Source organism: Stutzerimonas kunmingensis (assembly GCF_032106285.1).
In the GTDB taxonomy this organism is placed as follows: domain Bacteria; phylum Pseudomonadota; class Gammaproteobacteria; order Pseudomonadales; family Pseudomonadaceae; genus Stutzerimonas; species Stutzerimonas kunmingensis_B.
In genome coordinates this window covers 99,752-124,938 of sequence record NZ_DAMCPO010000004.1, presented here as the reverse complement: position 1 = coordinate 124,938, position 25,187 = coordinate 99,752, and the positions used below count along the sequence as shown (strand labels likewise).

The following is a 25,187-nucleotide window of genomic DNA, read 5'->3' as shown; positions in this document are numbered from 1 at the left end:
TCATGGCTGACCTATTGAGCATTGGCCTTTCCGGCCTGTCTGCCAGCAAAACCCAACTTTCCATCACCGGACACAACATCACGAACGTCAACACGCCTGGCTATAGCCGCCAGGATGCGAGCCAGGCGACACGCTCGCCGCAGTTCAGCGGTGCCGGTTACATTGGATCGGGTACCTCGCTGGTAGACGTGCGTCGCTCCTACAGCGAATTTCTCACCAGCCAGCTGCGTAGCAGTACATCGTTGAACAGTGATGTCGAGGCTTACAAAAGCCAGATCGATCAGCTCGATTCATTGCTGGCTGGCACCACCACCGGTATCACGCCTTCGCTGCAAAAGTTCTTCTCGGCCTTGCAGACAGCTGCCGAGGACCCGGCGAATATCCCGGCGCGTCAGCTGGTGCTGGCGGAGGCTGAGGGATTGGCGCGGCGTTTCAATACCGTATACGACCGACTTTCCGAGCAGAACAGCTTCACCAACAAGCAGATGTCCGCTGTCACCGATCAGGTGAATCGTCTGGCAGGCAGCATCGGTAGCCTCAACGAGGCTATTGCCATCGCCGCGGCCAACGGCAAGCAGCCGAACGATCTGCTCGACGCCCGTGACGAGGCTGTTCGGCAGTTATCGGGCTACATCGGCGTGACGGTTGTTCCTCAGGATGACAGCAGCTTCAACGTATTCATCGGCAGCGGCCAGCCGCTGGTCGTGGGCAGTACGGTAGCCAAGCTGGAGGTCGTCCCAGGGCAGGGCGACCCGAACCGTCATGAAGTGCAGTTCATCAGCGGTGGCTCGCGGCAGGGCATCACCTCGCAGATTACCGGCGGCAAACTCGGCGGGCTGATTCGCTATCGCGAGGAAGTGCTGGATTCGACCATGAACTCCCTAGGGCGCCTTTCGCTGGCCGTCAGTGATCAGGTCAATACGCAGCTGGGACAGGGGCTGGATCTGAAAGGACAGGTCGGTTCGGCACTTTTCGGTAACTACAACGAGCCGGCGCTGGCGAAGTTGCGCGTCAATGCATTTGCCGGGAACAGCAACGCGCAGCCAGTGCTGAACATCACCGACACCAGCGTGCTCACCACCAGTGATTATCTGATGGAGTACGACGCGAGCGGTCCAAAACTCCGGCGACTGAGCGACAACCAGCTGATGAACGTAACGGAGAACCCAACCGGTACGCTGTCGATAGCTGACAAGAATGGAGTCGATCAGGGCTTCCAGGTCCTTCTTGGTAACCCAGCCCCCGCTGTAGGCGACAAGTTCAGTTTGCAGCCGACTCGTCGTGGTGCGGCTGACATCAAGGCGACGCTGGATCAGGCCGATCAACTGGCCTTTGCCGCCCCGGTACGCGCCCAGAGCACGCTGCAGAACAGCGGAACAGGCATGATAGGCCAGCCCGACCTGTTATCTGGACCGTCGCCCATCGACGCGGCTGCGCTATCGACGGCATTTGAGGAGCTGACGCTAACTTATGACGGTAATGGACTGACGCTCCCTACTCCGCCCCCTGCAGGATTAACCCTTTCGCCTGCAAGCATAACGGCCGGGCAGACTAATACGCTGAACCTGACACTGACCACGGGTACTGCACCCAATCAGCAGCAGTACATTTTCGAGTTCACTGTAAGCGGCAGGCCTGCGGCGAACGACACTTTTTCGTTCAACTTCAACCAGAGCGGCGTTTCTGACAATCGCAATGCCTTGAAACTAGTCGACCTGCAAACCAAGCAAACTGTTGGTGTGAGCGCCAATGTCGCCGGTTCTGGCTTCAGCTTCACCGATGGCTACGGCGAACTGGTCGAGCGCGTCGGAACGTTGACGGCACAGGCGCGGATGGATAGCGAAGCAACGGGCTCGATTCTTAAACAGGCCACGGACAACCGCGATTCACTCTCGGCGGTGAACCTGGACGAGGAAGCCGCCAACCTGATCAAGTTCGAGCAGTACTACAACGCTTCGGCCCAGATCATTCAAGTTGCCCGCTCCTTGTTCGATACATTGATCAGTTCCTTCAGGTAATAGGTCGCCTTATGCGCATTTCCACCCTGCAAGCATTCAATAACGGCGTCGCCGGACTGCAGCGCAACTACGCCAATGCGACCCGCACTCAGGAGCAGATCAGTACCGGCAATCGCATCCTTACGCCAGCCGACGACCCGGTTGCGTCGGTGCGTCTGCTCCAACTGGACCAGCAGCAGAACGTGCTGAGTCAGTACAACGCCAACCTGACCGCGGCGAAGAACAGCCTCACTCAGGAGGAGGTCACGCTCAATTCAGTCAATACCGTACTTCAGCGGGTACGTGAGCTTGCTGTACAGGCGGGCAATGGCGGCCTGAGTGCGGAAGACCGGAAGTCGATCGCGGCCGAGCTGACTGAGCGCGAAGACGAGCTGCTGTCGTTGATGAACACCCGCAACGCCCGCGGCGAGTACCTGTTCTCTGGCTTCCAGGGCAAGACGCAGCCCTTCGTGCGCGCCGCCGACGGCAGCTACAGCTACCAGGGCGACGAAGGCCAGCGAAAGCTGCAGATCGCCAGTTCGCTCAATCTTCCGATCAGCGATAACGGCAAATCGATATTCGAGAATGTAACGAATGCTGGTCGCTTGAACAGTGCATTCCTTCCGGCTGATTCAGCGAATCCCTCGTCATTGCAGGTATCGGCACCGCTGGTCGGCGATGAAACTGCCTTCGCGGCAGAATTTCCCCCCACTGGGATCGAGCTGGAATTTGCGGAAGATGGGGCCTATGCCATATATGCTCTGCCCCGGGTAGCGGTATCGCCTCCGGAAATCGAGGAACCGTTGGCGCAAGGGCGAATGGATTCGAATGCCGAAAAGAGTGACAAGCTCGTTTTCCGTGGGATCGAAATTCAGCTCGATGGGACTCCGAGCGTCGGCGATAGGGTGCAGATTCTGGTGCCCAATAGGAACGGTGCCGTAGTCAGTTCCGTGGCAACGGAACCGGCTGGCAAGATTGCGGGTGTCGCGGGTAGCGGTGAAGCGGGTAAGCAGGTCAGCTTCAGTTTCGATGACGGTGAGTTTGGTGATTGGAGCGGAGTGCTGGAATACCCTGAGACCATGCCAATCACTAAGGATGGAGTGTCTATCCAACTTACCCTGAACGCCCCGCCTGTAGCGGGTGATTCTTTTACTGTCAGTCTCACCGGCGAGCCACAGCAGAAACAGGGCATCCTGGAAACCATCGCCAACCTGCGCATGACGCTGGAGGACCCGTCCTCCAGCAACGCCGACATCCGCGACTCAGTGGCGGTGAGTCTGACCAACCTGGACCACGGCATGATCAGCGTCGACGCCGCTCGCGGCAACATCGGCGCGCGTCTGAACGTGATCGAAACAACGCAGACCGACAACGAGGACGTGGCTCTGGTTAACAAATCGGTCCAGGCCGAGCTGCGTGAGCTGGACTACGCAGAGGCGCTGTCCCGGCTGTCGTTCCAGACCGTCATCCTTGAGGCTACGCAGCAGAGCTATGTAAAGATCAGCGGCCTGAATCTGTTCAACGCCATGCGCTGAGCTTGACGAGGTTCGCAAATATGCAACCTCGTTTTTGACATCAGCTGGCAGGCGACTAGATTGGCTGACGCGGAGCAGGAAGTCCCGCGAACGAATACTTTGGTTTTCATAAGGACGTGATTATGCGTAAAGCTATTCTTGCCGCTGCGGCATTCGCCGTACTCTCCGGCTTTTCTTTCGGTGGCTATGCCGCCACTCAGGCACAACCTGCCCCGACAGCTGTGGCTGTCGCCCAGGCCCCAGTGAACCTCAATGCTGCCGATGCTGAGACGCTTTCCCGTGAGCTGAGAGGCATCGGTGAAACCAAGGCAAAAGCAATCATCGCTTATCGGGAAGAGCATGGCCCGTTCAGCTCGGTAGATGAGCTGCTCGAGGTAAAAGGCATCGGCTCGGCGACCCTCGACAAGATTCGTGGGCAGCTCAGCATTCAGTAAGGTTTTGGGAGGTCGATCGCAATGATCGACCTCTTTTTTGATTCTCACGTGGATGCTCTTCCCTCAATTCCTAGCCCCCGGAAGTTCGAACGCCCTCTGTCGTCGTCAGTCAAAGTGCTTGTAAAGGCATTGACAATCCGTGGTTATGCACATTCGGAATAGATCGCGGCGTGTCCTACAGGCATGTTTCAATACAATTTCAGCATGAACGTAACCTATTGATTCTTAAGGCCTTAAGCGGCTGGATAAAAAAACACCGATCTGTTGGGCGGCCCCGTAAACAGGGCCTTAGCGGCAACCATCCATAAACTGTTCACAAGGTTATCCACAGCTTCGGTGGATAACATTCACGAGGTCAGGGATGACGCAGGCTGGAGGCAACCCAGATGAAGGCTCCCTGGAATTTCATCCGATATTTTCCGCTCGCGCAGCGTCTGATCAAACGCGGAAAGATCCCCGCGTTACTCTTTGCGGTGGCCCGCAAATCCTCTTCGAAAAGAGGGCTGTTCAAAGGATTGCGAGAAGATCTGGCACTTTTACAGGCGCTTTGCGTAGCTTGGTGGCGTGGCGAGTACCGGGCCATCAGTCCTAATGCATTGATAGCTGTGGTGGCCGGCTTGCTCTACTTCCTGTCGCCAATCGACGCCATCCCGGATTGGCTGCCTGGTCTTGGGTTCGTCGACGATCTGGCTGTGCTGGGCTGGGTAATGCGCAAGTGGTCTGGTGAGTTGGAGGCGTTCAAGGTCTGGAGGCAGGCCCAGACTGCGGATCGGCAGGCATCGCTTCAACGCTTGCCTGCGTTGGACGAACCGAAGGCCGGCGGCCAGCCGAGCTGATAGCAGCGGCGTGTGTAGCCGCCGTTTGTCGGTGCCGGATGAGCATTTGCGGTCTCTATCCCGATTCACTAACGCATGCGGCAGGTTGGTAGCTTCAAGGAGCGGCAAGGGCTGTTAAGATTCCGCATCTGATCGAAGACGCCTGGGGAAAATACGGATGAATGTACAGGTCATCATGCGTGACGGCTCGCCGGAATACGCCGTACTGCCGTGGGACGAGTACCAGGCGCTTTTGAATGCGGTCGGTGTCAAATCGGCCGTTGCCACTGATGTCGCACCCAGTGGCGCTCAGTCACGTCCATCCCTGGTCGAGCTGAGCGCTCTGCGTGAGGCCAAGGGGCTTTCACAAGAGGCGTTGGCGCGCGCTGTGGGGATCAGTCCAGCCTACCTGGGGCTGATCGAGGCGGGAGAGCGCGAACCCGATGCTGCGATTCGTCGAGCACTGGCACGTGCGTTGGAAATTGCCGGCTGGGAGGGCGACGCTTGACGTCAGTATCCATCAGCCGGCACCACTGGCAGGCGCTGCTTGCCGAACTGGATGCCGCTCGCCGGCAGAGGCATCTGGTGACCTACCGTGCGCTGGTCGAGCGGCTCCAGTTGCCCACACCCGCCATGCGAACCCTTACCGCCGCGCTGGAGCACCTCGCTGCGCTGGACGCCCGCTCGGAGCGCCCGTTGCGCAGCGCACTGGTCATCAGTCAGGGTGCTAGTCGTTTGCCCCGCACGGGCTTTTTCGAGTGTGCTGCGCGGTTGGGACGCTTCTCGGGGCCGGCGGACGGTGCCGCCGCTGCATCCTGGCATGCGGGAGAAGTGGCGCGCGTTTTCGAGTTCGTTTATTCGGAGGAACTCTGATGCTGGGCAGGCTGCGTGCAAGGCTCGGTTATTTAACTGCCCGCAAATTGATGACGTCGCACTACGCGGTTCAGCAGCCGAAGATCTGGCGTTGGATGGAAGGGCAATTCGCGCGGATGGCGGCGCTGGGCGACGTGTCGGCGCAGAGTTTCTACGGTCATATCCTGTATTTCCGCGGGCGCGGCTATGGTGCCAAGCTGGAAGGCGTTCGCCTTCTAAGGCTGGCGGCCAAGGCGGGAGATGTGAAAGCGGCATATCAGATGGGCGTCATCAGCCTCAGCGAAGATGCCTCCCACGGCCCGGATGGCAGTGAGGCGGCGCGCTGGTGGTCCCAAGCGGCCGAGGCAGGGCATCCACTGGCGGCGGTTCGCCTCGAGCAACTGTATCGTGCCGGCGGCCACGGCCTGGCCGCAGACCCCCAGCAGGCAGATCGTTACAAGGCGAAGGCGGAGCAACTGGGGTTGTAGGCATCCTGCGTTGGCTGCCCTGCATCGATCAGGTGGAAGCTCGGGCCGTTCACCTGTTTGGCAAAGCGCTTGGCCTCCGAAGCAAGGGCGGCGAGCCTGCCTGCATCCAGGCGGTCAGTGTGCTCCGGGCGCACGCTGACGATCCCGATCGAGAGTGACAGCAGGGCATAGCGCTGTTTACGCCCGTCACGGCTGGTGGAAATAAAGCAGCCGGCCGCGAAGTGTTCTGGCTGGTAGAAGGCGCTGCTGCGAAGCGCGAAGGCGCTGTGCAAGTCGGCAATGCGCTGCTCCCAGTCGTGACCGCTCAGCACCAGCATGAAATCATCCCCGCCAATATGGCCGACGAAATCCATCTGTGGGTCGACCCGGTCGTTCAGACATTGGGCCAGGCACAGCAGCACTTCATCGCCTTTGGCGTAGCCATACAGATCGTTGAAAGGTTTGAAGTTGTCGATGTCGACGTAACAGACCATCGCCCTACGTCGCTGTAGCAGCAGGCGGGTCAGGCACTGGTGGATAGGTACGTTGCCCGGCAACAGTGTCAGGGGATTGGCGTGGCGCGCCTGCTGAATCTTCAGTTCGGTTATCAACCTCAGAACATCGATGACGCGGCCCAGACCGAGGTATTGACCTGCCTGTGTGATGACGAAGTCTTCCTCGATTCTTTGGCGCGCCCGGCTGGTGAGCAAGCGGCTGACCTGTTGCAACGACTGGTCGAGCTCGACAGCGAGGAAATCCGTGCTCATCAGGCGGCTAAGCGGTTTGCGTGCCAGCAGATCGGTGGCGTAGGGCTTGAGCAGCGCGTCGGAAATGAGATTGCGGTGAAGTATGCCGACCGGCCTGGCGTCAACGTCCAAAACTGCGATCGAGTTCAGGGCCGGCTGCAGTCGAAACGCCTCGAGCATTTCAGCGACCGGACGTTCTGCGGACATGGCGGGTTGTCGGATAAGCAGTCCGGACAGGTTGCCGGACTCCTCGCCCAGGACCGCCTGCTGGGCCTCCGGGGGTGGCAGGACCTCGTCGATGTCCTGGGCAGGCAACTCCAGCGGACGTCCAAGCAGATAGCCCTGCACCAGATCGATACCCATGCCGGCCAGCACCGCCAGTTCCTCGCGCAGTTCGATACCTTCGGCGATGACGTGGGCACGCGATGCGCGGGCGATCTTCAGGATGGATTCGACGAACTCGCGCTTCACGGGGTCGAGATGGATGCCGTCGATGAAATAGCGGTCGATCTTCACATAGTCGGGTCGCAGCTCGGACCACAGGCGCAAACTCGAATATCCGGCACCAAGGTCGTCGAGCGCTATGCTGAAGCCCATCGAGCGATAGTGATGAAGCGCCTTGTCCAGCAGCTCGAGATCGTCGGCCGGTGCCTGCTCGGTCAGCTCGATGACCACGTTGTCCGCGGAAATGCCATATGTGTGCAGCAGCTCGAGCGTGCGCCCGGGCTTGTGGGTCGCGTCAAGTAGCGTTTCCGGTGAGGCGTTGAGAAAGAGCTTGCCGCGTAGCGCCCCCTGGCTGTAACGCCGGCACGCTGTTTCGCGGCAGGTCATCTCCAGTTCGTTGAGCCGGCCGGCGTGGCGTGCTGTGGCGAGCAAATTGATCGGGGAGTGCAGCGGGCCGTTGGATGGTCCACGGCTGAGTGCTTCATAACCGAGAATGCGTCGCTCCGAAAGCGAGACAATGGGTTGGAACAGGGTGGTGATGTCGCCGTGAGCAAGGATATGTCCCAGCGTGCTCAACTGCTCGGTGACTGTCATGGAGGTCTCTGGGTGTGAAAAGAAAAGGGCCGAAACGCGGCCCTTTCATTTCACGATGTCGTGATGTCAATTTGATGACATCGCGGCGTTCCACTCGATTCAGTGCTTGGCCATCGCCGAGCTGAGACCGAGGTAATCGAGCAGAATGCGCCCGCTCTCGGAGAGGTAGGCATCATCCTCCGGCTTTGGTTTGTCCGCTTCCGCGTGAGGCGTGTTTTCGTCTTCCTTCTCCAGCTTTGCCAGTGGCTCCTCACCTTTGGCCAGGCGCAATGCATTCTCCAAGGCCAGCTGACGCTTCTCGATATCGGCCTGTTGTGCACGCCGCTTTTCTTCATTGAGGCTGACGGTGGTTTCGTGCATCAGCTCCTGGGCAAGCGCCAGACGATCGCGGGTGAAGACGAAGTCCGGGTTCTCGCCGGTGCGTGCTTCGTGGCGTGCCTTCAGCTCGGCGAGGAAAGGCTTGAACGGGTTCATGTCCGGATTGATCGCCGCGCGGATGCTGTCCCAAGGCAGCGCTTCCGGCAGCGCACTCTCACCGATTTCCTTGGTGTCGACATCGGCAGGGTAGCTGATGTCGGGAATCACACCCTGATGTTGAGTGCTCTGCCCGGATACGCGGTAAAACTTGGCCAGGGTCAGTTTCAGCTCACCATGGTTGAGAGGCTGGATCGTCTGCACGGTGCCCTTGCCGAAGGTCTGGCCACCGAGGATTAAGGCCCGGTGGTAGTCCTGCATCGCGCCGGCGAAGATCTCCGAGGCCGATGCCGAAAGACGGTTGACGAGGACGGCCAGCGGCCCCTTGTACAGCGCGCCGGTCTGTTCATCGGCAAGCACGTCTACGCGGCCATCGCTGTTGCGTACCAGCACAGTCGGACCCTGATCGATGAATAGGCCGGTGAGCTCGGTGGCCTCTTGCAGTGAGCCGCCGCCGTTGTTGCGCAGGTCGATGACCACGCCGTCCACTTTCTCTGCTTCCAGTTCGGAGAGCAGCTTTTTAACGTCACGCGTGGTGCTCTTGTAGTTCTGGTCCCCGGCGCGCAGTGCCTTGAAGTCGAGGTAGAACGCCGGAATTTCGATCACGCCGAGCTTGAAGTTCTGCCCCTGGTGTTCCAGGTTCAGCACCGACTTCTTCGCTGCCTGCTCCTCGAGCTTCACTGCTTCGCGGGTAATGGCGACGACCTTGCTGCTCTGGTCATTCGGCGCATTGCTCGCCGGGATGACTTCCAGGCGCACGACCGAACCCTTCGGGCCGCGGATGAGTTTGACCACCTCATCCAGACGCCAGCCGATGACGTCGACCATCTCATCGTTAGCCTGGCCGACGCCGACAATCTTGTCCGCTGGCGCCAGCTGCTTGCTCTTCTCCGCTGGGCCGGCCGGCACCAGGCGTACGATCTTCACGTGCTCGTTGTCACTCTGCAGCACCGCGCCGATGCCCTCGAGCGACAGGCTCATGTTGATGTCGAAATTCTCCGCGCTGTCCGGCGACAGGTATTGGGTGTGCGGATCGTAGGTCTGCGCGAAGGCGTTGATGTAGGTCTGGAAAACGTCCTCGCCACGGGTCTGGTTCAGGCGCGATAGCTGATTCTTGTAGCGTTTGGTCAGCAATTCCTCGATGGCCTTCGGCTCCTTGCCGGCGATCTTCAGACGCAATACCTCGTCCTTTACCCGCTTGCGCCACAGGTCATCCAGCTCTGCGGTGTCCTTGGCCCAGGCGGCCTTCTCACGGTCGACCAGCAGCTCCTCGTCGACGCTGAAGTCGAAGCTGTCGACGCCCTTGTCGAGCAGGCTCAGGGCGTAGTTCAACCGGTTCTGCAAGCGCTCGAGATGACGGGAGTAGATGATGAAACCGGGTTCGAGATTGCCGCCCTTGAGGAAGTCGTCGAACTGGTTGCGCCACTTGCCGAACTCTTCGAGGTCGGATGCCAGGAAATAGCTGCGCGAGGGATCGAGCATCTGGATGTAGCTGTCGAAGATCTTTGCCGAACGCGCGTCGTTCAGCGGCGGCTTGTTGTAGTGATGGCGCTTGAGCAGTTCGACGACGTTCAGGCTGGCTATGACCTGGTCACGATCGGGTTGCAGGTAGTCCCAGTTCTCCGGCGTGCTGACGGCTTTGGCCATCGCCAGGGAAGCGTGAAGGCCGAAAAGGACGGCGAGAACGGTGCAGGTCAGCGTACGTTTCATGGCTTGGGGGCGACGTAAGGCTAGGGAATAACGCATATTAGGCCATCTAAAGTAGGCGCCGGTTCGGTTTTCCGTCCGGCGGTGGAAAGCACAAGCCCGATGGTTGAGGTGGTCAAAGAAGGCCAGCGAGCGATCAGTTGGGTGGGCATAGATAGGAACCACTATGGAGGCAGCATGAAGGCATTGCAAGGTATCGAGGGGCATCTGGAGTGGGCCGAGCGACCGGCTCCGGCGTGCGGCGATGGCGAAATCCGTATCCGTGTGGCTGCTGCCGGGCTGAACCGTGCGGACCTGCTGCAGCGAGGCGGACACTACCCGCCGCCGGCAGGTGTCACCGACATCCTGGGGCTGGAATGCGCAGGGGTGGTCGCCGAGGTCAGTGGGCGCAGCCGCTGGAAGGTGGGTGATCGCGTGTGCACGCTGCTGGCTGGTGGTGGCATGGCCGAGGAGGTGGTGGTCGATGCCCGTCATGCGCTGCCGGTTCCCGAGGGCATGTCGCTGCATGAAGCTGCGGTGATCCCGGAGGTATATGCCACGGCCTGGCTCAATCTCTATCGTCTGGGTGCTTTACTGGCCGGCGACAAGGTGCTGCTGCACGCTGGCGCCAGTGGTGTTGGCTCGGCGGCGATCCAGTTGTGCAAGGCTTTCGGCAATCCCTGCTGGGTCAGTGTCGGCTCGGCCGAGCGGCTGGCCTACTGTGAGTCGCTCGGTGCTCAGGGTGGTGTGCTGCGTGGTGACTCGCTCGAAGCGCTACGCGATTTTGGTCCGTTCGACATGATCCTCGACCCGGTCGGTGCCAAGTACGCCGCATTGAACATGCAGCTGCTGGCGATGGATGGGCGTTGGGTGATGATCGGCTTGATGGGCGGACGCAAGGCCGAGATGGATCTGGCTGGTTTGCTGGCCAAGCGCATCCAGTTGATCGGCTCGACCCTGCGCAGCCGCGACGCCGATTACAAGGCCGGGCTGCTGGCGGAAATGGAAGAGAAGGTCTGGCCGCTGTTCACCCAGGGCAAGCTTTCGCCGCGTCTGGAGCGAACCTTTGCCATCGGTGATGTGGAGGCTGCATTCGAAACGCTGGCCAGCAACACCGTGTCCGGCAAGGTGGCCCTGGTGATCGATAGCGCGCTTTCCTGATCCGCATCGTCCTGATGTGGACGGAGCCAGATTTCGCTTTGCCTTGATGGATCGAGCAGGTTTGCAGTGCTGCAGACCTGCCCGGTGCGGTTCAAGGCAACTGGCTGCTGGCGTAGAACGCGGTCAGTACCTTGACCAGATGCGCCAGGTCCTGGCTACCCGCAAGCTCGCGGATCGAGTGCATGGCGAAGGTCGGCAGGCCGATGTCGACGGTACGCACACCCAGCTGACTGGCCGTGATCGGGCCGATCGTGGAGCCGCAACCCATGTCGCTGCGGGTGACGAAACTCTGCACCGGCACTTCGTTTTCCAGGCAGAGATGGCGGAAGAAGCCGGCAGTTTCGCTGCTGGTGGCGTAGCGCTGGTTGTTGTTCACCTTGATCACTGGACCAGCGTTGAGCTTCGGCCCGTGATTGCCGTCGTGCTTGTCGGCGTAGTTCGGGTGCACCGCGTGGGCATTGTCGGCGGAAATCAGCAGAGAATGGCTGATGGCGCGCTGGAAGTCGTCCTCATCCGGCAGCACGCGACGCAAGACCTGCTCCAGGAACGGGCCATCCGCGCCGCACAGCGAGGTCGAGCCGACTTCCTCGTGATCGGTGCAGACCAGCACGCAGGTGTGCTCGGGTTCGGCGTTCAGCAAGGCCTGCAAGCCCGCAAAGCACGAAAGCAGATTGTCCAGACGCGCGCCGGCGATGAAGTCACTGTGCAAGCCGATGACCGCCGCGCTCTGGGTGTCGTAGAAGCTCAGTTCGAAGTCCAGCACCACGTCGGCGACCAGCCCATGTTCACGGCCAAGTTGATCGGCGAGCAGTGCGCGGAAGTCCGGGCTTTCCTGGCTGGCGATCTGGGCCAGAATCGGCGGTAGCTCGTTCTGCGCGTTGATGGCCCAGCCCTGATTGGCTTCCCGATTGAGGTGGATCGCCAGGTTCGGAATCGTCGCGATCGGAACCTTGAAGTCGATCAGCTGGCTTTCGATGCGGCCATCACGGCTATAGGTGACACGGCCGGCCAGCGACAGATCGCGGTCGAACCAAGGAGCGAGCAGGGCGCCGCCATACACCTCGACACCCAGCTGCCAGAAGCCCTGGCGCTGCAGCTCGGGCTGCGGCTTGACCCGCAGGCACGGGCTGTCGGTATGGGCGCCAACCAAGCGCAGGCCGTGTTCGACGAGCGCCTTGCTGCCCAGCTGGAAGGCGATGATGGCCGAGTCGTTGCGGGTGACGTAATAACGCCCGCCCGCCTCGGTATGCCAGACGTCGCGCTCGTCCAGCGCACGGTAGCCGGCGGCCTGTAGCGCCTGGGCGAGATTCTGGGTGGCATGGAACGGGGTAGGGGACGCCTGCAGATATTCGATCAGGCCTTGGTTGAGAGCTTTGCGCATTTCGGACTCCGGACTGCAAGGTCACGAAGTCTATAGCATTCGACACCTGGTAATAAGCGCACCGGAACCGCCTGCATCTAGTAAGTGCGCGCGATGGCACGTGCTTGTCGTCATCAGAACGGTGCCGGGCACTCGAAGCGTAGGCGCTCGCCGGTTTGCGGGTGGGTCAGGGTGAGCATACTGGCGTGCAGACACAGGCGCTCATGGGCTTGCAGGGCTTGCTCGTGGGCATACAGGCGATCGCCGAGCAGCGGATGCCCGATCGACAGCATATGGACTCGCAACTGGTGGGAGCGGCCGGTGATGGGGGTCAGCTCGACGCGGCTGTAGTCGCCGCAGCGTTCAAGCACGCGCCAGAAGGTCAGTGCGTGCTTGCCCAGCTCGTGGTCGACGACGTGGCGCGGCTTGGTCGGCGGATCGTAGCGCAGCGGCAGGTCAATGCTGCCGCTGTCCTGTTCGGGCTGGCCCCAGCACAGCGCGGTATAGGCCTTTTCCGTTTCACGATCATGGAACTGACGGGACAGCTCACGGTGCGTATCAGCGTCGCGGGCGAGCACGATTAGTCCGGAGGTTTCCCAGTCCAGGCGATGCACGATGCGCGCTTCGGGATAGCCGTTTTCCTGCAGGCGGGTCACCAGGCAGTCACGGTTGTCTTCGGCGCGGCCCGGTACGGACAGCAGCAGGGTCGGCTTGTTGATGACCAGCAGGGCGGCGTCCTGATGGACGATCTCGATAGCGCTTAGAGGCATTCGCTTTTCCACAAACGAAGACGGCGACCCGTGGGCCGCCGCTTCTGTACGCCGGTTTCGCTCAGCGATCCGGCAGGGTGATATTGAGTTCGAGAATCGAGCAGCTGCCCTGGTCCTCGAGTGCAACCTGGACCTGATCGCTGTCGATGTTGACGTACTTGCGGATCACCTCGACCAGCTCTTTCTGCAGGGCCGGCAGGTAGTCCGGCTCGGTGCGCTGGCCACGCTCGTGGGCGACGATGATCTGCAGACGCTCCTTGGCGATCGCGGCTGGGGTTTCCTTCTTCTTGCGTTCACGGAAGAAGTCGAAAAGGTTCATTCGCGGCCTCCGAAAAGTCGTTGCAGGAAGCCCGGCTTCTTGACGTCGAGGAAGCGGTGCGCGACTTCCTTGCCGAGCAGACGGTCCACGGCGTCGCTGTACGCCTGGCCGGCGTCGCTCTGGTCGTCGAGAATCACCGGGATACCCTGGTTGGAAGCCTTGAGTACAGCCTGCGACTCGGGGATCACGCCCAGCAGGCGGATGGAGAGGATTTCCTCGACGTCTTCGACGCCGAGCATTTCGCCCTTGGTGACACGCTCGGGGTTGTAGCGGGTCAGCAGCAGATGCTCCCGGATCGGTTCTTCGCCGTTCTCGGCGCGACGCGACTTGCTCGCCAGCAGGCCGAGCATGCGGTCGGAGTCGCGAACCGAAGAGACTTCCGGGTTGGTGACGACGATGGCTTCGTCGGCGAAGTACATCGCCAGGTGCGCGCCCTTCTCGATACCGGCCGGGGAGTCGCAGATGACGTATTCGAAATTCTTGCCCAGCTCGTCGATGACCTTGCCAACGCCTTCCTGGGTCAGCGCGTCCTTGTCGCGTGTCTGGCTGGCGGCCAGCACGTAGAGGTTCTCGAGACGCTTGTCCTTGATCAGGGCCTGGGTCAGGGTTGCGTCGCCATTGATTACGTTGACGAAGTCGTAAACCACCCGGCGTTCGCAGCCCATGATCAAGTCGAGGTTCCGCAGACCGACGTCGAAGTCGACGATGACAGTCTTGTGGCCGCGCAGAGCGAGGCCGGTACCGATGGCGGCGCTGGTGGTGGTTTTACCAACGCCACCTTTGCCGGAAGTGACTACGATGATCTTGGCCAAGGTGATTCACCCTAAATATTTAAAAAATCGGGACCTTTCGCCGATTTCAGCGTCAGGATTGCCCGTTTGGTCCTTGAAAATTCGCGGCAGTATCCGTTAAAGGCGGGTGATGTTCAACACGTCGCCAGAGAGGCTGATCTGTACCGCTTCAGCCCAGAGAGGATCGCGTCGCAGATCCTCGGCTACCTTGTACTGGCCGGCGATGGAGACCATTTCAGCGGTGAGTTGCTGACAGAAGATCCGCGCCGAAGTGTCGCCTTTGATACCCGCCAAGGCGCGACCTCGAAGCGGACCGTAGACATGGATGTTGCCATCGGCGAGAAGTTCCGCACCGGGGCTCACGGGAGCGAGAACGATGAGGTCGCCGCCTTGCGCGTAGACCTGCTGGCCGCCGCGGATGGGGGTGGTCACGACGCGGGTCGGGCGATAGACCGGCTCGGCTGGTTTGGCCGGGGTTTTCGAGCTCAGGTCGACCTGCCGCTCACGAGCACCGGAAGGCGGCAGCACCGGCAGATCGAGCACCGCGGCCGCCTCGAGGTGGGACGGTTCGCTGGTGCGCAGGGCCAGGGTACGCAGACGATGCTTGCGGCACAGGCTGACCAGCGCAGCGATATCGATCTCGCGAGCCGCCTCCGGCAGCTTGTCCAAGGCCAGGACCAGCGGGGTGTTATTGAAGAAGTCCGGCGCCTGCTCGACCTTGGCCGCGAGTTGCTCGTCGAGACGCTCGATGTCGTTGCTGGCGAGTTCCAGCACGGTGATGGCGAGCATGCTGCCCTTGAGCTGGAAGGCTGGGGACTGATCGGTGAGGTCGGCTTGGCTCATGGTCTGTCTGCTGCGGTAAATGGCGAGGACTTATAGCGGGGAGCGCCGCCGCCTGCAACCCGGCAAGGGCCTGCGGAACGATCACTGGTGCGTTGAGGTTCGGTCAATGCGGGCATTTGCCGGTAGAATGCGCCGCTTCATAGGCTGTCGAGCTATTCATGGACCGTCCTCAGTTTCGTGCGTACTTCCTGCACCCGCGCTTCTGGCCGCTGTGGCTGGGCCTGGGCGTGCTGTGGCTGCTGGTCCAGTTGCCATATTCGGTTCTGTTGAAACTGGGGCGCGGGCTTGGCGCACTGATGTTTCGTTTCGCCGGTTCGCGTCGCTACATCGCCCGGCGCAATCTGGAGCTGTGTTTCCCCGAACTGAGTCAGGCGCAACGCGAGCGTCTGTTGCGGGAGAACTTTGCCTCCAACGGCATTGCCTTCTTCGAGATGGCCATGAGCTGGTGGTGGCCGCAGGCACGCCTGCAGCGCCTGGCCAGGATCGATGGGCTCGAGCATCTGCAGCAGGCTCAGGCTGCAGGGCAGGGTGTGATCCTGATGGCGCTGCATTTCACTACGCTGGAGATCGGCGCCGCGCTGCTCGGCCAGCGGCACACCATCGATGGCATGTATCGCGAGCACAAGAATCCGCTTTTCGACTTCGTCCAGCGTCGCGGGCGCGAACGGCACAACCGTGATGCGAGTGCCATCGAGCGCGAGGATGTGCGGGCGATGCTCAAGGTATTGCGCGCGGGGCGCGCCATTTGGTACGCGCCGGACCAGGACTATGGGCGCAAACAGAGCCTGTTTGTACCGCTATTTGGCGTCCAGGCGGCGACCGTCACCGCCACGACCAAGTTCGCCCGGCTGGGCCGGGCGCGGGTCATACCCTTCACCCAGGAACGCCTGGCGGACGGTTCGGGGTATCGACTGGTGATCCATCCGCCGCTGCAGGACTTCCCGGGTGAAAGTGAAGAGGCGGACTGTCTGCGGATCAACCAGTGGATAGAAGAGGCGGTCAGTGCGGTACCCGAGCAGTACCTCTGGGCGCATCGCCGCTTCAAGACCCGCCCGGTAGGCGAGCCCAGCTTGTATAAAAAGAGGAAGACGCGTTCGGCCGTCTAGTGGACTGCCATTTGCGCCAGGCCTGGTGCCTTCCCGGGCAGATCGTGCAGGTCAGGCCAACGTACCGTCCCGGAAGTCTCGCAGCGCCTGCTCGATCTCCTCGCGGCTGTTCATCACGAATGGCCCGTACTGCACGATCGGCTCACCGAGTGGGCGGCCTGCCAGCAGCATCAGCCGGGCGCCACGTTCGCTGGACAGATTGAGCTCGCCGTCCTGGGACATCTGAACCAACTGGCCTTTGCTCACCGCCTGCTCACCCACCCGCAGCGTCCCTTCATAGACGTAGAGCAGCAACCGATGGCCATCCGGCACTTGCGGCGAGACGGCACTCTCGGCTGAAAGCTGCAGGTCGAACAGCAGAGGCTCGGTATCGGGCCGCTGCACGATCCCGTGCTGTTCGATATCGCCGGCCTTGAACACGCCGGCGATGACCTTGGCCTGCACGCCGCCCGGCTGGGCGAGTCGCGGTATTTCGGCCGGGGCGAAATCGCGATAGTCCGGATCGCCGAGCTTGGCGTGGGAGGGCAGGTTCAACCATAGCTGGAAGCCGCGCATGGTGCCTTCCTGCTGCTGCGGCATCTCGCTATGGATGACGCCGCGCGCTGCGGTCATCCACTGCACGCCTCCGCTCTCCAACAACCCCACATTGCCCATGTGATCCTCGTGGCGCATGCGTCCTTCGAGCATGTAGGTGATGGTTTCGAAGCCGCGATGTGGGTGGGGCGGGAAGCCGGCAATGTACTCGTCAGGGTCGTTGGAACCGAACTCGTCGAGCATCAGGAACGGATCGAAGCGCTCCGGGGCAGCGCCGCCGAAGACGCGGGTCAGGCTGACGCCGGCGCCATCGGACGTGGCGCGGCCGCTGGTGATGGAAAGAATTTCACGCTGGGACATGATCGAATGCCTCTCGGTTTGAATTCGCCAAGAGTAGATGGGTTGCTTCGATCAATGGGTGCGTAATATCGCTACAAACAATCGATAAAGTGGGTTATTCCTCTACCAGCAGATCCCGCGCCCGGCTGTAGACGTAGCGCACCTTCTCGTATTCGAACGGCGAATTGAGCTGACCGTAGCGGAAGCTGGTGACATGCCGCGCATTGACGGCCCGCAGCGCCGTCAGGCTCAACTCGCCGCCGGTGGTTTCGGAATACTGCAGAAACTCCACCTGCCGCTCGACGGCGAAGTCGGCCACGCGGCCCGTGGTGTCGCGCAGGTTGGACGGGCCCAGCGCCGGAAGAATCAGGTACGGCCCCTGGGGAACGCCCCAATAACCGAGGGTCTGGCCGAAGTCTTCGCTCTGACGCGGCAGCCCCATGCGCGTTGCCGGGTCCCAGAGGCCGCCCACACCCAGGATGCTGTTGAACAGGAAGCGTGCGGTGGCATTCGCCGCGCGCTGGCCCTTGAATTGAGCCAGGCTGTTGAACAGCGTCGGCACTTCGCCGAGGTTGCTGAAGAAATTGCTCACGCCAGTGCGCACCGGCCGCGGCGTGACGTAGCGATAGCCGCGCACCACCGGCAGCATCACCCACTGATCGAGCCGATAGTTGAAGTGGTAGATGCGCCGGTTGACCGACTCGAACGGATCGTAGACGTCCAGTGCCTGGAAGGTGGCGCGCTCGAACTCGCGCTGATCCAGGCCGGGATTGAACTCCAGATTGCGCAGCGGATGGGTGAAACCATCCTCATCCACCTTCGGCGTGTCGGCGAAGGCCAGACCACTGGCCAGAAGCAACGGCAGCAGCATTCCTTTAGCCACGGAAGAACTCCAGCATGTGTTGAGTGTTTACGCGGTAGTTGAGGTTGCCGCAGTGGCCGCCTCGCGGATAAAGGGTCAGGCGATCACCGAAGGTACGGCGCAGGAAGCCGAGGTCACCCTCGCCGAGGATCAGGTCGTCGGCGTTGTGCATGACGGCGATCTTCGGACTCTGGCGCAGGTAATCCTCCAGCGCGTACAGGCTGACCTGCTGGATCAGCTGGGTCAGGCTGCCGCCGTCGTACTGGGCGCGCCACATCGGAATCACCTGCTCGGTGATGTAGCAGTCGAAGCTGCACAGCAGTGCGCGCTTGAAGAACGGCTCCAGACGGGTGCCTTCGTTGATCGGATACTCGGGAGGCGTGATCAGGCCGCGACGGTTGATCAGGTCGGAGGTGAAGGTGATATCCGCGGCGGAGAAGCGGAACACCGAACCGATGAGCATCGCCATCTGCTCGTCGCTGAGCTTCAGGTTCGATTGCTGGAAATCGTAGAGAACGGCCTCGTCGAGGTCGATATAGCCCTTCTGACGGTAATAGCGCGTGAGCTTTTCCAGAATCACTTCGTAGAAGGTGGTGTGGTCGTTAATGCCTTCGACGCGGGTCTGCACCAGCTTGTCCAGGTTGCTGACCGAGGTGTAGAGGTTGACCGGCGGATTCAGCAGCAGCACGCGCTTGAAGTTGAAGCTGCGGCGGGTTTCGTCCAGCTGGCTGACGAACGCGGCATTCAGGGCGCCGAGGCTGTAGCCGGTGAGGTGGTATTCGGTGACGGGCAGCTTGTGGTGCTGCGCGCGGACTGCCTGCATGACCCGGTACAGGTCCTTGGCATCGTCGCTGCTGATCCCGGGTGTTGCGTAGCGCGAGGCGGCGGACATGAAGTCATAGCTGGTCGGCGACGACAACTGCACCACATGGTAGCCGGCGCCGTAGAACAGACGCTTCAGGGCTTCGGTCTTGCCTGCCGAATAGCGCGCGCCGGTACCGGAAATGATGAACATGAGTGGCGCGGGGCCGCTTTGCCGAGCGAGCCGATAACGCAGCTTTTTGACCGGCCAGAAGTTGTCCGGCAGGGTGAACTCGCGTTCGGGACGCAGACGCAGGTTGTAGTCGGCCTGGTCGATATCGTCATCGGTCGGCACTTCGGCGCGTAGCTCGATGGGCGTACCGGCGATGGTGGCTTCGAAGGGGTTGGACAGCGGGAAGCCGTACTCCTCGACAGTCAGATCGGCGGCGTGGACAGGCGCAACGACCAGGGCGAGCAGGGCGGTCAGGCGCAACAACAGCTGCATGGTGCTTCTCCGTTAACAGGCCCGGCTGGCCTGTGGCAAGGCAGCGACGGGGTCCCGCGCTACCTGTCCCAATAGAACTGCATCGGCCGCACAATGCAAGCCAACTTCACTATGGCAGCGCGGTTGCGGATTCGATCCCTGCGCAGGATGAGAAATGACGACGGCGTCAGGCGTGATGGTGCAGCCAGGCATGTTTGGGGATGGGCATCTTGCTTGCCGGACTGCGTTCGAAACGCTGCCAGAGCTTCTCGTGGAAGTAGAAGCCCACCGAGTTGCACAGCGGTTCGACGGTGGCGACCAGGCCGCCAATGGCGATGCTGCCAGTCAGTGCATAGGTCACCGAAAAGGCGATGCAGAAGTGCATCAGGGTGAACGTCACGGTCTTCAGCATGGCCCCGTCTCCTTGTGCAGTCGAGAATCGTTCTCGCGATGGAGAGAGTCTGGTCGAGCCCGGGCAATGTCTGAAATCAACGTTTCGCATGTGCGACATAGCGCCACACTATTTGTATGTGGATTTGTTGCGGCGCCCCATTTTCCGCGGCTGAACGGCTCTACGACGGGTGTTTTTGTGAACTGCATTCAGACCAAAGTCGGGTGGTGTTCATCCGACCCAAGCCTAAAGTAGCCGCCCCTGCTCCCACCGGGGGGTAGCGACCGTGGAGACAGATTCCAATGCACAATGAAAATGTTTACCGGCAGATCTATGCCAATCCGCGTTTCCAGGAACTGGTTGCCAAGCGCGGCCGTTTTGCCTGGCTGCTATCGGCTGTCATGCTCAGCGCCTACCTGGCGTTCATCCTGCTGATCGCCTTCGAGCCAAAGATCCTCGGCATTCCGCTGTCCGCCAATACCGTGACCACCTGGGGTATCCCGGTTGGCGTCGGGGTGATCTTCATGGCGTTCATCCTGACCGGTGTCTATGTGCAGCGTGCCAATGGTGAGTTCGATCGCATCAACCAGGAAATCCTCAACGAGGCACAGAAATAATGATCCTGCGTTTCCTGATGGCTGCCTTCCTCCTGGCAGTCTCGCCTGCGCTGCTCGCCGATGCGATTACCGGCGAAGTCCAGAAACAGGCCACCAACTACACCGCCATCATCATGTTCGTGGTGTTCATCGTCTTCACCATGGGCATCACCAAGTGGGCGGCCAAGCGCAACACCTCCACGGCTGATTACTACACCGCGGGTGGTAGCATCACCGGCTTCCAGAACGGCCTGGCTATCGCCGGCGACTTCATGTCGGCGGCATCCTTCCTGGGCATTTCCGCGCTGGTCTACACCAGCGGCTACGACGGCCTGATCTACTCCATCGGCTTCCTCGTCGGCTGGCCGATCATCCTCTTCTTGATGGCCGAGCGCCTGCGCAACCTGGGCAAGTTCACCTTCTCCGACGTGGCGTCCTATCGCCTCGGTCAGACGCAGATCCGTCTGCTCTCCGCGTTCGGTTCGCTGATCGTGGTGGCCTTCTACCTGATCGCGCAGATGGTCGGCGCCGGCAAGCTGATCCAGCTGCTGTTCGGCCTGGACTACTACGTAGCCGTGGTGCTGGTCGGTGTGCTGATGGTCATGTACGTGCTGTTCGGCGGCATGCTCGCCACCACTTGGGTGCAGATCATCAAGGCGGTCCTGCTGCTGTCCGGTGCCTCCTTCATGGCCATCATGGTGATGAAGAGCGTTGGCTTCGACTTTGGCAGCCTGTTCGCCGAAGCAGTGAAGATCCACGAGAAAGGCGCTCAGATCATGAGCCCGGGCGGCCTGGTTTCCGATCCGATCTCGGCGATCTCCCTCGGACTGGCGCTGATGTTCGGCACCGCTGGCCTGCCGCACATCCTGATGCGCTTCTTTACCGTTTCCGACGCCAAGGAAGCGCGCAAGAGCGTGTTCTACGCCACCGGCTTCATCGGCTACTTCTACATCCTGACCTTCATCATCGGCTTCGGCGCGATCCTGCTGGTCAGCACCAACCCGGACTTCAAGGACGTGACCGGCGCCATCGTCGGCGGCACCAACATGGTCGCCATCCACCTGGCCAGCGCGGTGGGCGGCAACCTGTTCCTCGGCTTCATCTCCGCAGTCGCCTTCGCCACCATTCTCGCCGTCGTGGCGGGTCTGACCCTGGCCGGTGCGTCGGCGGTTTCCCACGACCTCTATGCCTGCGTGATCAAGCAAGGCAAGGCGCGGGAAGAGGACGAGATGCGCGTGACCAAGCTGACCACCCTGACCCTGGGCGTGGTGGCGATTCTGCTCGGCATCATCTTCGAAAAGCAGAACATCGCCTTCATGGTCGGCCTGGCATTCTCCATCGCCGCCAGCTGCAACTTCCCAGTGCTGTTCCTTTCCATGTACTGGAAGGGCCTAAGCACCCGCGGCGCGCTGTTCGGTGGCTCGCTGGGGCTGTTCACTGCGTTGCTGCTGACCATCATCAGCCCGACCGTATGGGTCGACGTGTTCGGTTATGCCGAGGCGATCTTCCCCTACAAATACCCGGCGCTGTTCTCGATGGCCGCCGCGTTCATCGGCATCTGGTTCTTCTCGGTCACCGACAAGTCCAAGCGTGCCGGCGAGGAGCGCGAGCGCTTCTTCGCCCAGTTCGTTCGTTCGCAGACCGGCCTGGGTGCCACCGGTGCCGTCGCGCACTGACGCAATGCTGGCAGAAACAAGGGCAGCCCTCGGGCTGCCCTTTTTTATTCGTGGCGCAGGTCGCTCGTGCAGCTATAGCGAGCCCATGCTGCCGCCATATTGCCTGCCCGGAACCGTGCGGTCAGCCCCATGAGCCGCGGGTTTGCCAAGGGCATTCATCAGTCTGATGGATGCCGGTCCGTGCCCCGGCATTCGCTAGACTCGCTGGCACTACCCGAACAACAAAAGGCAGCACAACGATGCACAACCGCATGATGATTACCGGTGCCGGCTCCGGGCTCGGTCGCGAGATTGCCCTGCGCTGGGCGCGTGAGGGCTGGCAGCTGGCGCTTTCCGATGTCAACGAAGGCGGCCTGGCGGAAACCCTGAAAATGGTCCGCGAAGCGGGCGGTGACGGCTTCACCATGCGCTGCGACGTGCGTGACTACAGCCAGCTGATCGCCTTCGCCCAGGCCTGCGAGGAGAAGCTTGGCGGCATCGATATCGTGGTCAACAATGCCGGTGTGGCTTCCGGCGGCTTCTTCGACGAGTTGTCGCTGGAGGACTGGGACTGGCAGATCGCGATCAACCTGATGGGCGTGGTCAAGGGCTGCAAGGCGTTCCTGCCGTTAGTACAGAAGAGCAAGGGCAAGATCATCAACATCGCCTCCATGGCGGCGCTGATGCAGGCACCGGGCATGAGTAACTACAACGTGGCCAAGGCCGGCGTGGTGGCGCTGTCGGAAAGCCTGCTGGTCGAGCTGCGCCAGGCCGAGGTCGGCGTGCATGTGGTCTGCCCGTCGTTCTTCCAGACCAACCTGCTGGATTCCTTCCGCGGCCCGACGCCGAACGTGAAGGCGCAGATCGGCAAGCTGCTGGAGTCCTCGCCGATTACTGCGGCGGACATCGCTGACTACATCCACCAGCAGGTCGCCAAGGGCGAGTTCATGATCCTGCCGCACGACGAGGGCCGTATGGCCTGGAAGGTCAAGCAGCAGAACCCTCAGGCGATCTACGACGATATGGCGCTGCTGGCCGAAAAGAAACGCGCCAAGAGCAAGGCGCTCTGAGACTGCCCGGCCGCTTCGGCGGCCGCTGCGGTTGCCTCGGGGAGAGGCGGGGAGTAGGGTTGCCTGTCCGGCTTTTTTCGCCGTAACCCTATGGATCGCTTGTGAATTTCCCCTCCCGCGGGCTGCTGATGCTGGCGCTGGTCCTGGCTGCCATCAACCTGCGCCCAGGTATTACCTCCTTCGCTCCGCTGATCGAGCGCATCGCCGAAGAGCTTTCGCTTTCTCGCGGTCTGATCAGTCTCACCACGGCCTTGCCGGTTCTGCTGATGGGCTTGCTCGCCCCCCTGGCGCCGCGGCTGGCCGTGCGTTTCGGGCTGGAGCGCAGCATCGCGCTGTGCCTCGGGCTGATCGGCGTGGCATTGCTGTTGCGGCTGTTCGGCCACAATGCCGTTCTGCTGATCGGCACCGCCGGGCTGGTTGGCGCAGGGATCGCCGTCGCCGGGCCGCTGCTGTCCGGTTTCATCAAGCGCTACTTCCTCGAACGCATGGGCCAGACCGCCGCCTGGTACTCGCTGAGCATGGCGGTCGGCGGCACCCTCGGCGTAGTGGTGACGGCGCCGGCCACCGAGGTGATGGGGCAGGACTGGACGCGTGGCCTGGCGCTCTGGGCGCTGCCGGCCCTGGCTGCGCTGCTGATCTGGTCGCGCTTGCCCAATCAGCCGGAAGCCGCCAGCGAGAGTCGTGCCGGTTTGCCCTGGAAGGAGCCTCGGGCCTGGTTGCTCAGTGTCTACTTCGCCCTTCAGGCCGGGCTGTTCTACGCGCTGGCCACTTGGCTGGTGGCTCGTTATCACGAGGTTGGCTACAGCCTGCTGCAAAGTAATGCGTTCTTCAGTGGCTTCATGCTCATCGGCCTGCCGAGCGCCTTTGCCATGCCCTGGTTGGCGCAGCGGCTAGGCAATCGGCATCGAATCATGGCGGCGTGCGGCGGGTTGGCGACCCTTTGTCTGGCAACAATCGCTCTGGCACCGAGCTGGCAACCCCTGCTGGCCTGCATGCTGCTCGGCGTCGCGCTCAACGGCACTTTCTCCCTGGCGCTGATCTCGCCGATGTACGAAGCCAATACTCCGTTGGCGGTCAGCCGGCTGACCGCGATGATGCTCTGCACCGGCTACTGCCTGGCGTGCCTGACACCGGTACTGGCCGGGCTCGGGCGTGATCTGGCGGGTGACTATCGCATGCCATTCCTGGTCCTCACCGGCATGGCGGCATGCATGTCGTTGTTGGCGATGCGCCTGCGGCCACGGCATCAGGATCGCTGAACCGTCCCGAGGCTGTGGCCTGTTTCACCACTTCCCAAGCCGCGGGTGACCCGCCCGCCGCGCTGTGCTAGAAAGCTCGCCGTCCCAGTTCATCCCTGCGTTTCGGAGTTTCGAGTGGAGTCTGAATCCATCGTTTATGGCTGCATCCGTGATTGGCCTTCCGCCGACCCCGAGCAGTGCCGCCAGCGCCGGGCGAACAATCTGGCTGCCGTGCAGGCGTTGCCGCAGGGCGAGGCCTGGCCCTTCATCGGTCGCGAGATGTTTTCCTTCTGCCGTAACGAGGAGCTGGGCCTGTACCAGACCCAGGTGATCCACTTCGGTGCCAGCTACCGCGCAGTGGAGTACGAGTGGGCGCTCTGGGTCCAGCGCTTCGAGGAGCTGCTCAAACAGTTGTACTGGACCAGCGCGGTGGTGCACCTGGAAACCGAGCTCAACGGCACCCACACCTTTCGCTGGGAAACCGATACCGGCAGCCACAGTCCGCAGCAGAGCGACCTGCGCATGCGCTGTGCCTGGGAGCGCGAGAGCGGTCTGTTCGGCTGAAACGCGCGGCGGCGTTCAGTCCAGCCACTCGCGCGGCACATCGCGCCTGAGGGCCAGCTGGCATTGCTGACTGTCGGGGTCGAAGACGATGACCGCCTCCCCCTTGTCCAGCGCGCGGCGCACCCGTGTCACCCGGGTTTCAAGCGGGGTTTCGTCACCATTATCGGTGCCATCGCGGGTGACGAAATCTTCAATTAGGCGGGTCAGGGTGTCCGGTTCGAGCTGGTCGTGCGGTATGAGCATGGGATTTCTTCGGGTG

Annotated in this window: 26 protein-coding genes; 14 read left to right on the top strand and 12 right to left on the bottom strand. The window is 61.6% G+C overall.

From position 1 onward, the window contains the following. Window positions 1-2: 2 nt before the first annotated feature. The 7 genes from flgK to RT582_RS04790 all read left to right on the top strand — a co-directional run bounded on the left by flgK (window position 3) and on the right by RT582_RS04790 (window position 6,121). Complete coding sequence (gene flgK, locus RT582_RS04820; RefSeq protein ID WP_313476769.1) at window positions 3-2,018, top strand: flagellar hook-associated protein FlgK; 2,016 nt, start codon at window positions 3-5, stop codon at window positions 2,016-2,018. A gap of 11 nt (window positions 2,019-2,029) precedes the next feature. Further along, on the top strand, window positions 2,030-3,532 hold the full coding sequence (flgL, locus tag RT582_RS04815) for a flagellar hook-associated protein FlgL (protein ID WP_313476767.1): 1,503 nt from the start codon (window positions 2,030-2,032) through the stop codon (window positions 3,530-3,532). A gap of 122 nt (window positions 3,533-3,654) precedes the next feature. After that, a complete protein-coding gene (locus tag RT582_RS04810) occupies window positions 3,655-3,966 on the top strand; it encodes a ComEA family DNA-binding protein (protein WP_313476765.1) in 312 nt (103 codons plus the stop codon). A gap of 386 nt (window positions 3,967-4,352) precedes the next feature. After that, the gene (locus RT582_RS04805) at window positions 4,353-4,802 is read left to right on the top strand and encodes a YkvA family protein (protein WP_003301280.1); all 450 of its coding nucleotides are present in this window, start codon (window positions 4,353-4,355) and stop codon (window positions 4,800-4,802) included. 157 nt (window positions 4,803-4,959) lie between these two features. Beyond that, window positions 4,960-5,289: a helix-turn-helix transcriptional regulator gene (locus RT582_RS04800; protein ID WP_014819782.1), complete on the top strand. Its 330-nt coding sequence runs from the start codon at window positions 4,960-4,962 to the stop codon at window positions 5,287-5,289. Further along, window positions 5,286-5,654: a hypothetical protein gene (locus RT582_RS04795; RefSeq protein ID WP_003301276.1), complete on the top strand. Its 369-nt coding sequence runs from the start codon at window positions 5,286-5,288 to the stop codon at window positions 5,652-5,654. The genes RT582_RS04800 and RT582_RS04795 overlap by 4 nt, the downstream gene beginning before the upstream one ends. After that, window positions 5,654-6,121, top strand: a complete 468-nt coding sequence (locus RT582_RS04790) for a sel1 repeat family protein (RefSeq protein ID WP_003301275.1) — start codon at window positions 5,654-5,656, stop codon at window positions 6,119-6,121. The genes RT582_RS04795 and RT582_RS04790 overlap by 1 nt, the downstream gene beginning before the upstream one ends. Here the strand turns inward: RT582_RS04790 and RT582_RS04785 are convergent. Both RT582_RS04785 and RT582_RS04780 read right to left on the bottom strand, forming a co-directional pair. Continuing rightward, window positions 6,088-7,884, bottom strand: coding sequence for a bifunctional diguanylate cyclase/phosphodiesterase (locus RT582_RS04785; protein ID WP_313476763.1), 1,797 nt, complete (start codon window positions 7,882-7,884; stop codon window positions 6,088-6,090). The two genes, RT582_RS04790 and RT582_RS04785, sit on opposite strands and share 34 nt — an antisense overlap. Window positions 7,885-7,983: 99 nt before the next feature. Beyond that, window positions 7,984-10,068 (bottom strand): carboxy terminal-processing peptidase, encoded by a 2,085-nt coding sequence (locus RT582_RS04780; protein ID WP_003301272.1) that lies wholly within the window; start codon window positions 10,066-10,068, stop codon window positions 7,984-7,986. 174 nt (window positions 10,069-10,242) lie between these two features. Between RT582_RS04780 and RT582_RS04775 the strand changes: the two genes are divergently transcribed. After that, a complete protein-coding gene (locus tag RT582_RS04775) occupies window positions 10,243-11,205 on the top strand; it encodes an NAD(P)H-quinone oxidoreductase (RefSeq protein ID WP_014819785.1) in 963 nt (320 codons plus the stop codon). Window positions 11,206-11,296: 91 nt separating this feature from the next. Here the strand turns inward: RT582_RS04775 and RT582_RS04770 are convergent, their stop codons facing one another. From RT582_RS04770 to minC, 5 genes are all read right to left on the bottom strand, one after another. Continuing rightward, on the bottom strand, window positions 11,297-12,586 hold the full coding sequence (locus RT582_RS04770) for a M18 family aminopeptidase (RefSeq protein ID WP_278401614.1): 1,290 nt from the start codon (window positions 12,584-12,586) through the stop codon (window positions 11,297-11,299). 113 nt (window positions 12,587-12,699) lie between these two features. Continuing rightward, window positions 12,700-13,335 carry an RluA family pseudouridine synthase gene (locus RT582_RS04765; protein ID WP_044314585.1) on the bottom strand — a complete coding sequence of 212 codons (636 nt, stop codon included), beginning with the start codon at window positions 13,333-13,335 and terminating at the stop codon, window positions 12,700-12,702. A 61-nt stretch (window positions 13,336-13,396) separates the two neighbouring features. Then, window positions 13,397-13,654, bottom strand: a complete 258-nt coding sequence (gene minE / locus RT582_RS04760) for a cell division topological specificity factor MinE (RefSeq protein ID WP_003301267.1) — start codon at window positions 13,652-13,654, stop codon at window positions 13,397-13,399. After that, complete coding sequence (gene minD / locus RT582_RS04755; RefSeq protein WP_003301265.1) at window positions 13,651-14,466, bottom strand: septum site-determining protein MinD; 816 nt, start codon at window positions 14,464-14,466, stop codon at window positions 13,651-13,653. Before minD ends, minE begins: the two co-directional genes overlap by 4 nt. A 96-nt stretch (window positions 14,467-14,562) precedes the next feature. Then, the gene (gene minC, locus RT582_RS04750; protein ID WP_090519044.1) at window positions 14,563-15,288 is read right to left on the bottom strand and encodes a septum site-determining protein MinC; all 726 of its coding nucleotides are present in this window, start codon (window positions 15,286-15,288) and stop codon (window positions 14,563-14,565) included. Window positions 15,289-15,446: 158 nt separating this feature from the next. Here minC and RT582_RS04745 point away from each other — a divergent pair, with 158 nt between their 5' ends. Further along, window positions 15,447-16,394: a lipid A biosynthesis lauroyl acyltransferase gene (locus tag RT582_RS04745; RefSeq protein WP_090519043.1), complete on the top strand. Its 948-nt coding sequence runs from the start codon at window positions 15,447-15,449 to the stop codon at window positions 16,392-16,394. A gap of 51 nt (window positions 16,395-16,445) precedes the next feature. Here RT582_RS04745 and RT582_RS04740 read toward each other — a convergent pair whose 3' ends face one another. The 4 genes from RT582_RS04740 to RT582_RS04725 form a co-directional block, all read right to left on the bottom strand. Beyond that, the gene (locus tag RT582_RS04740) at window positions 16,446-17,288 is read right to left on the bottom strand and encodes a pirin family protein (RefSeq protein WP_313476761.1); all 843 of its coding nucleotides are present in this window, start codon (window positions 17,286-17,288) and stop codon (window positions 16,446-16,448) included. 94 nt (window positions 17,289-17,382) lie between these two features. Continuing rightward, entirely contained in the window at window positions 17,383-18,138 is a 756-nt protein-coding gene (locus RT582_RS04735) for an MlaA family lipoprotein (RefSeq protein ID WP_313476880.1), read from the bottom strand. A gap of 4 nt (window positions 18,139-18,142) precedes the next feature. After that, window positions 18,143-19,435 carry a serine/threonine protein kinase gene (locus tag RT582_RS04730; protein WP_044315883.1) on the bottom strand — a complete coding sequence of 431 codons (1,293 nt, stop codon included), beginning with the start codon at window positions 19,433-19,435 and terminating at the stop codon, window positions 18,143-18,145. 166 nt (window positions 19,436-19,601) lie between these two features. Next, on the bottom strand, window positions 19,602-19,826 hold the full coding sequence (locus tag RT582_RS04725) for a DUF2061 domain-containing protein (RefSeq protein WP_014819793.1): 225 nt from the start codon (window positions 19,824-19,826) through the stop codon (window positions 19,602-19,604). Window positions 19,827-20,107: 281 nt separating this feature from the next. On the opposite strand from RT582_RS04725, the gene RT582_RS04720 reads away from it, so the two are divergent. From RT582_RS04720 to RT582_RS04700, 5 genes are all read left to right on the top strand, one after another. Further along, window positions 20,108-20,422, top strand: a complete 315-nt coding sequence (locus RT582_RS04720) for a DUF485 domain-containing protein (protein ID WP_023445032.1) — start codon at window positions 20,108-20,110, stop codon at window positions 20,420-20,422. Then, window positions 20,422-22,077, top strand: a complete 1,656-nt coding sequence (locus RT582_RS04715; RefSeq protein ID WP_023445031.1) for a cation acetate symporter — start codon at window positions 20,422-20,424, stop codon at window positions 22,075-22,077. The genes RT582_RS04720 and RT582_RS04715 overlap by 1 nt, the downstream gene beginning before the upstream one ends. Before the next feature lie 239 nt (window positions 22,078-22,316). Then, window positions 22,317-23,126, top strand: coding sequence for an SDR family oxidoreductase (locus RT582_RS04710; RefSeq protein ID WP_313476758.1), 810 nt, complete (start codon window positions 22,317-22,319; stop codon window positions 23,124-23,126). A gap of 128 nt (window positions 23,127-23,254) precedes the next feature. Next, window positions 23,255-24,385 carry an MFS transporter gene (locus RT582_RS04705; protein ID WP_313476877.1) on the top strand — a complete coding sequence of 377 codons (1,131 nt, stop codon included), beginning with the start codon at window positions 23,255-23,257 and terminating at the stop codon, window positions 24,383-24,385. A gap of 114 nt (window positions 24,386-24,499) precedes the next feature. Beyond that, a complete protein-coding gene (locus RT582_RS04700; RefSeq protein ID WP_003301247.1) occupies window positions 24,500-24,928 on the top strand; it encodes a hypothetical protein in 429 nt (142 codons plus the stop codon). A gap of 15 nt (window positions 24,929-24,943) precedes the next feature. Here the strand turns inward: RT582_RS04700 and RT582_RS04695 are convergent, their stop codons facing one another. Further along, window positions 24,944-25,171 carry a YheU family protein gene (locus RT582_RS04695; RefSeq protein WP_003301246.1) on the bottom strand — a complete coding sequence of 76 codons (228 nt, stop codon included), beginning with the start codon at window positions 25,169-25,171 and terminating at the stop codon, window positions 24,944-24,946. Between the last annotated feature and the right edge of the window lie 16 nt (window positions 25,172-25,187).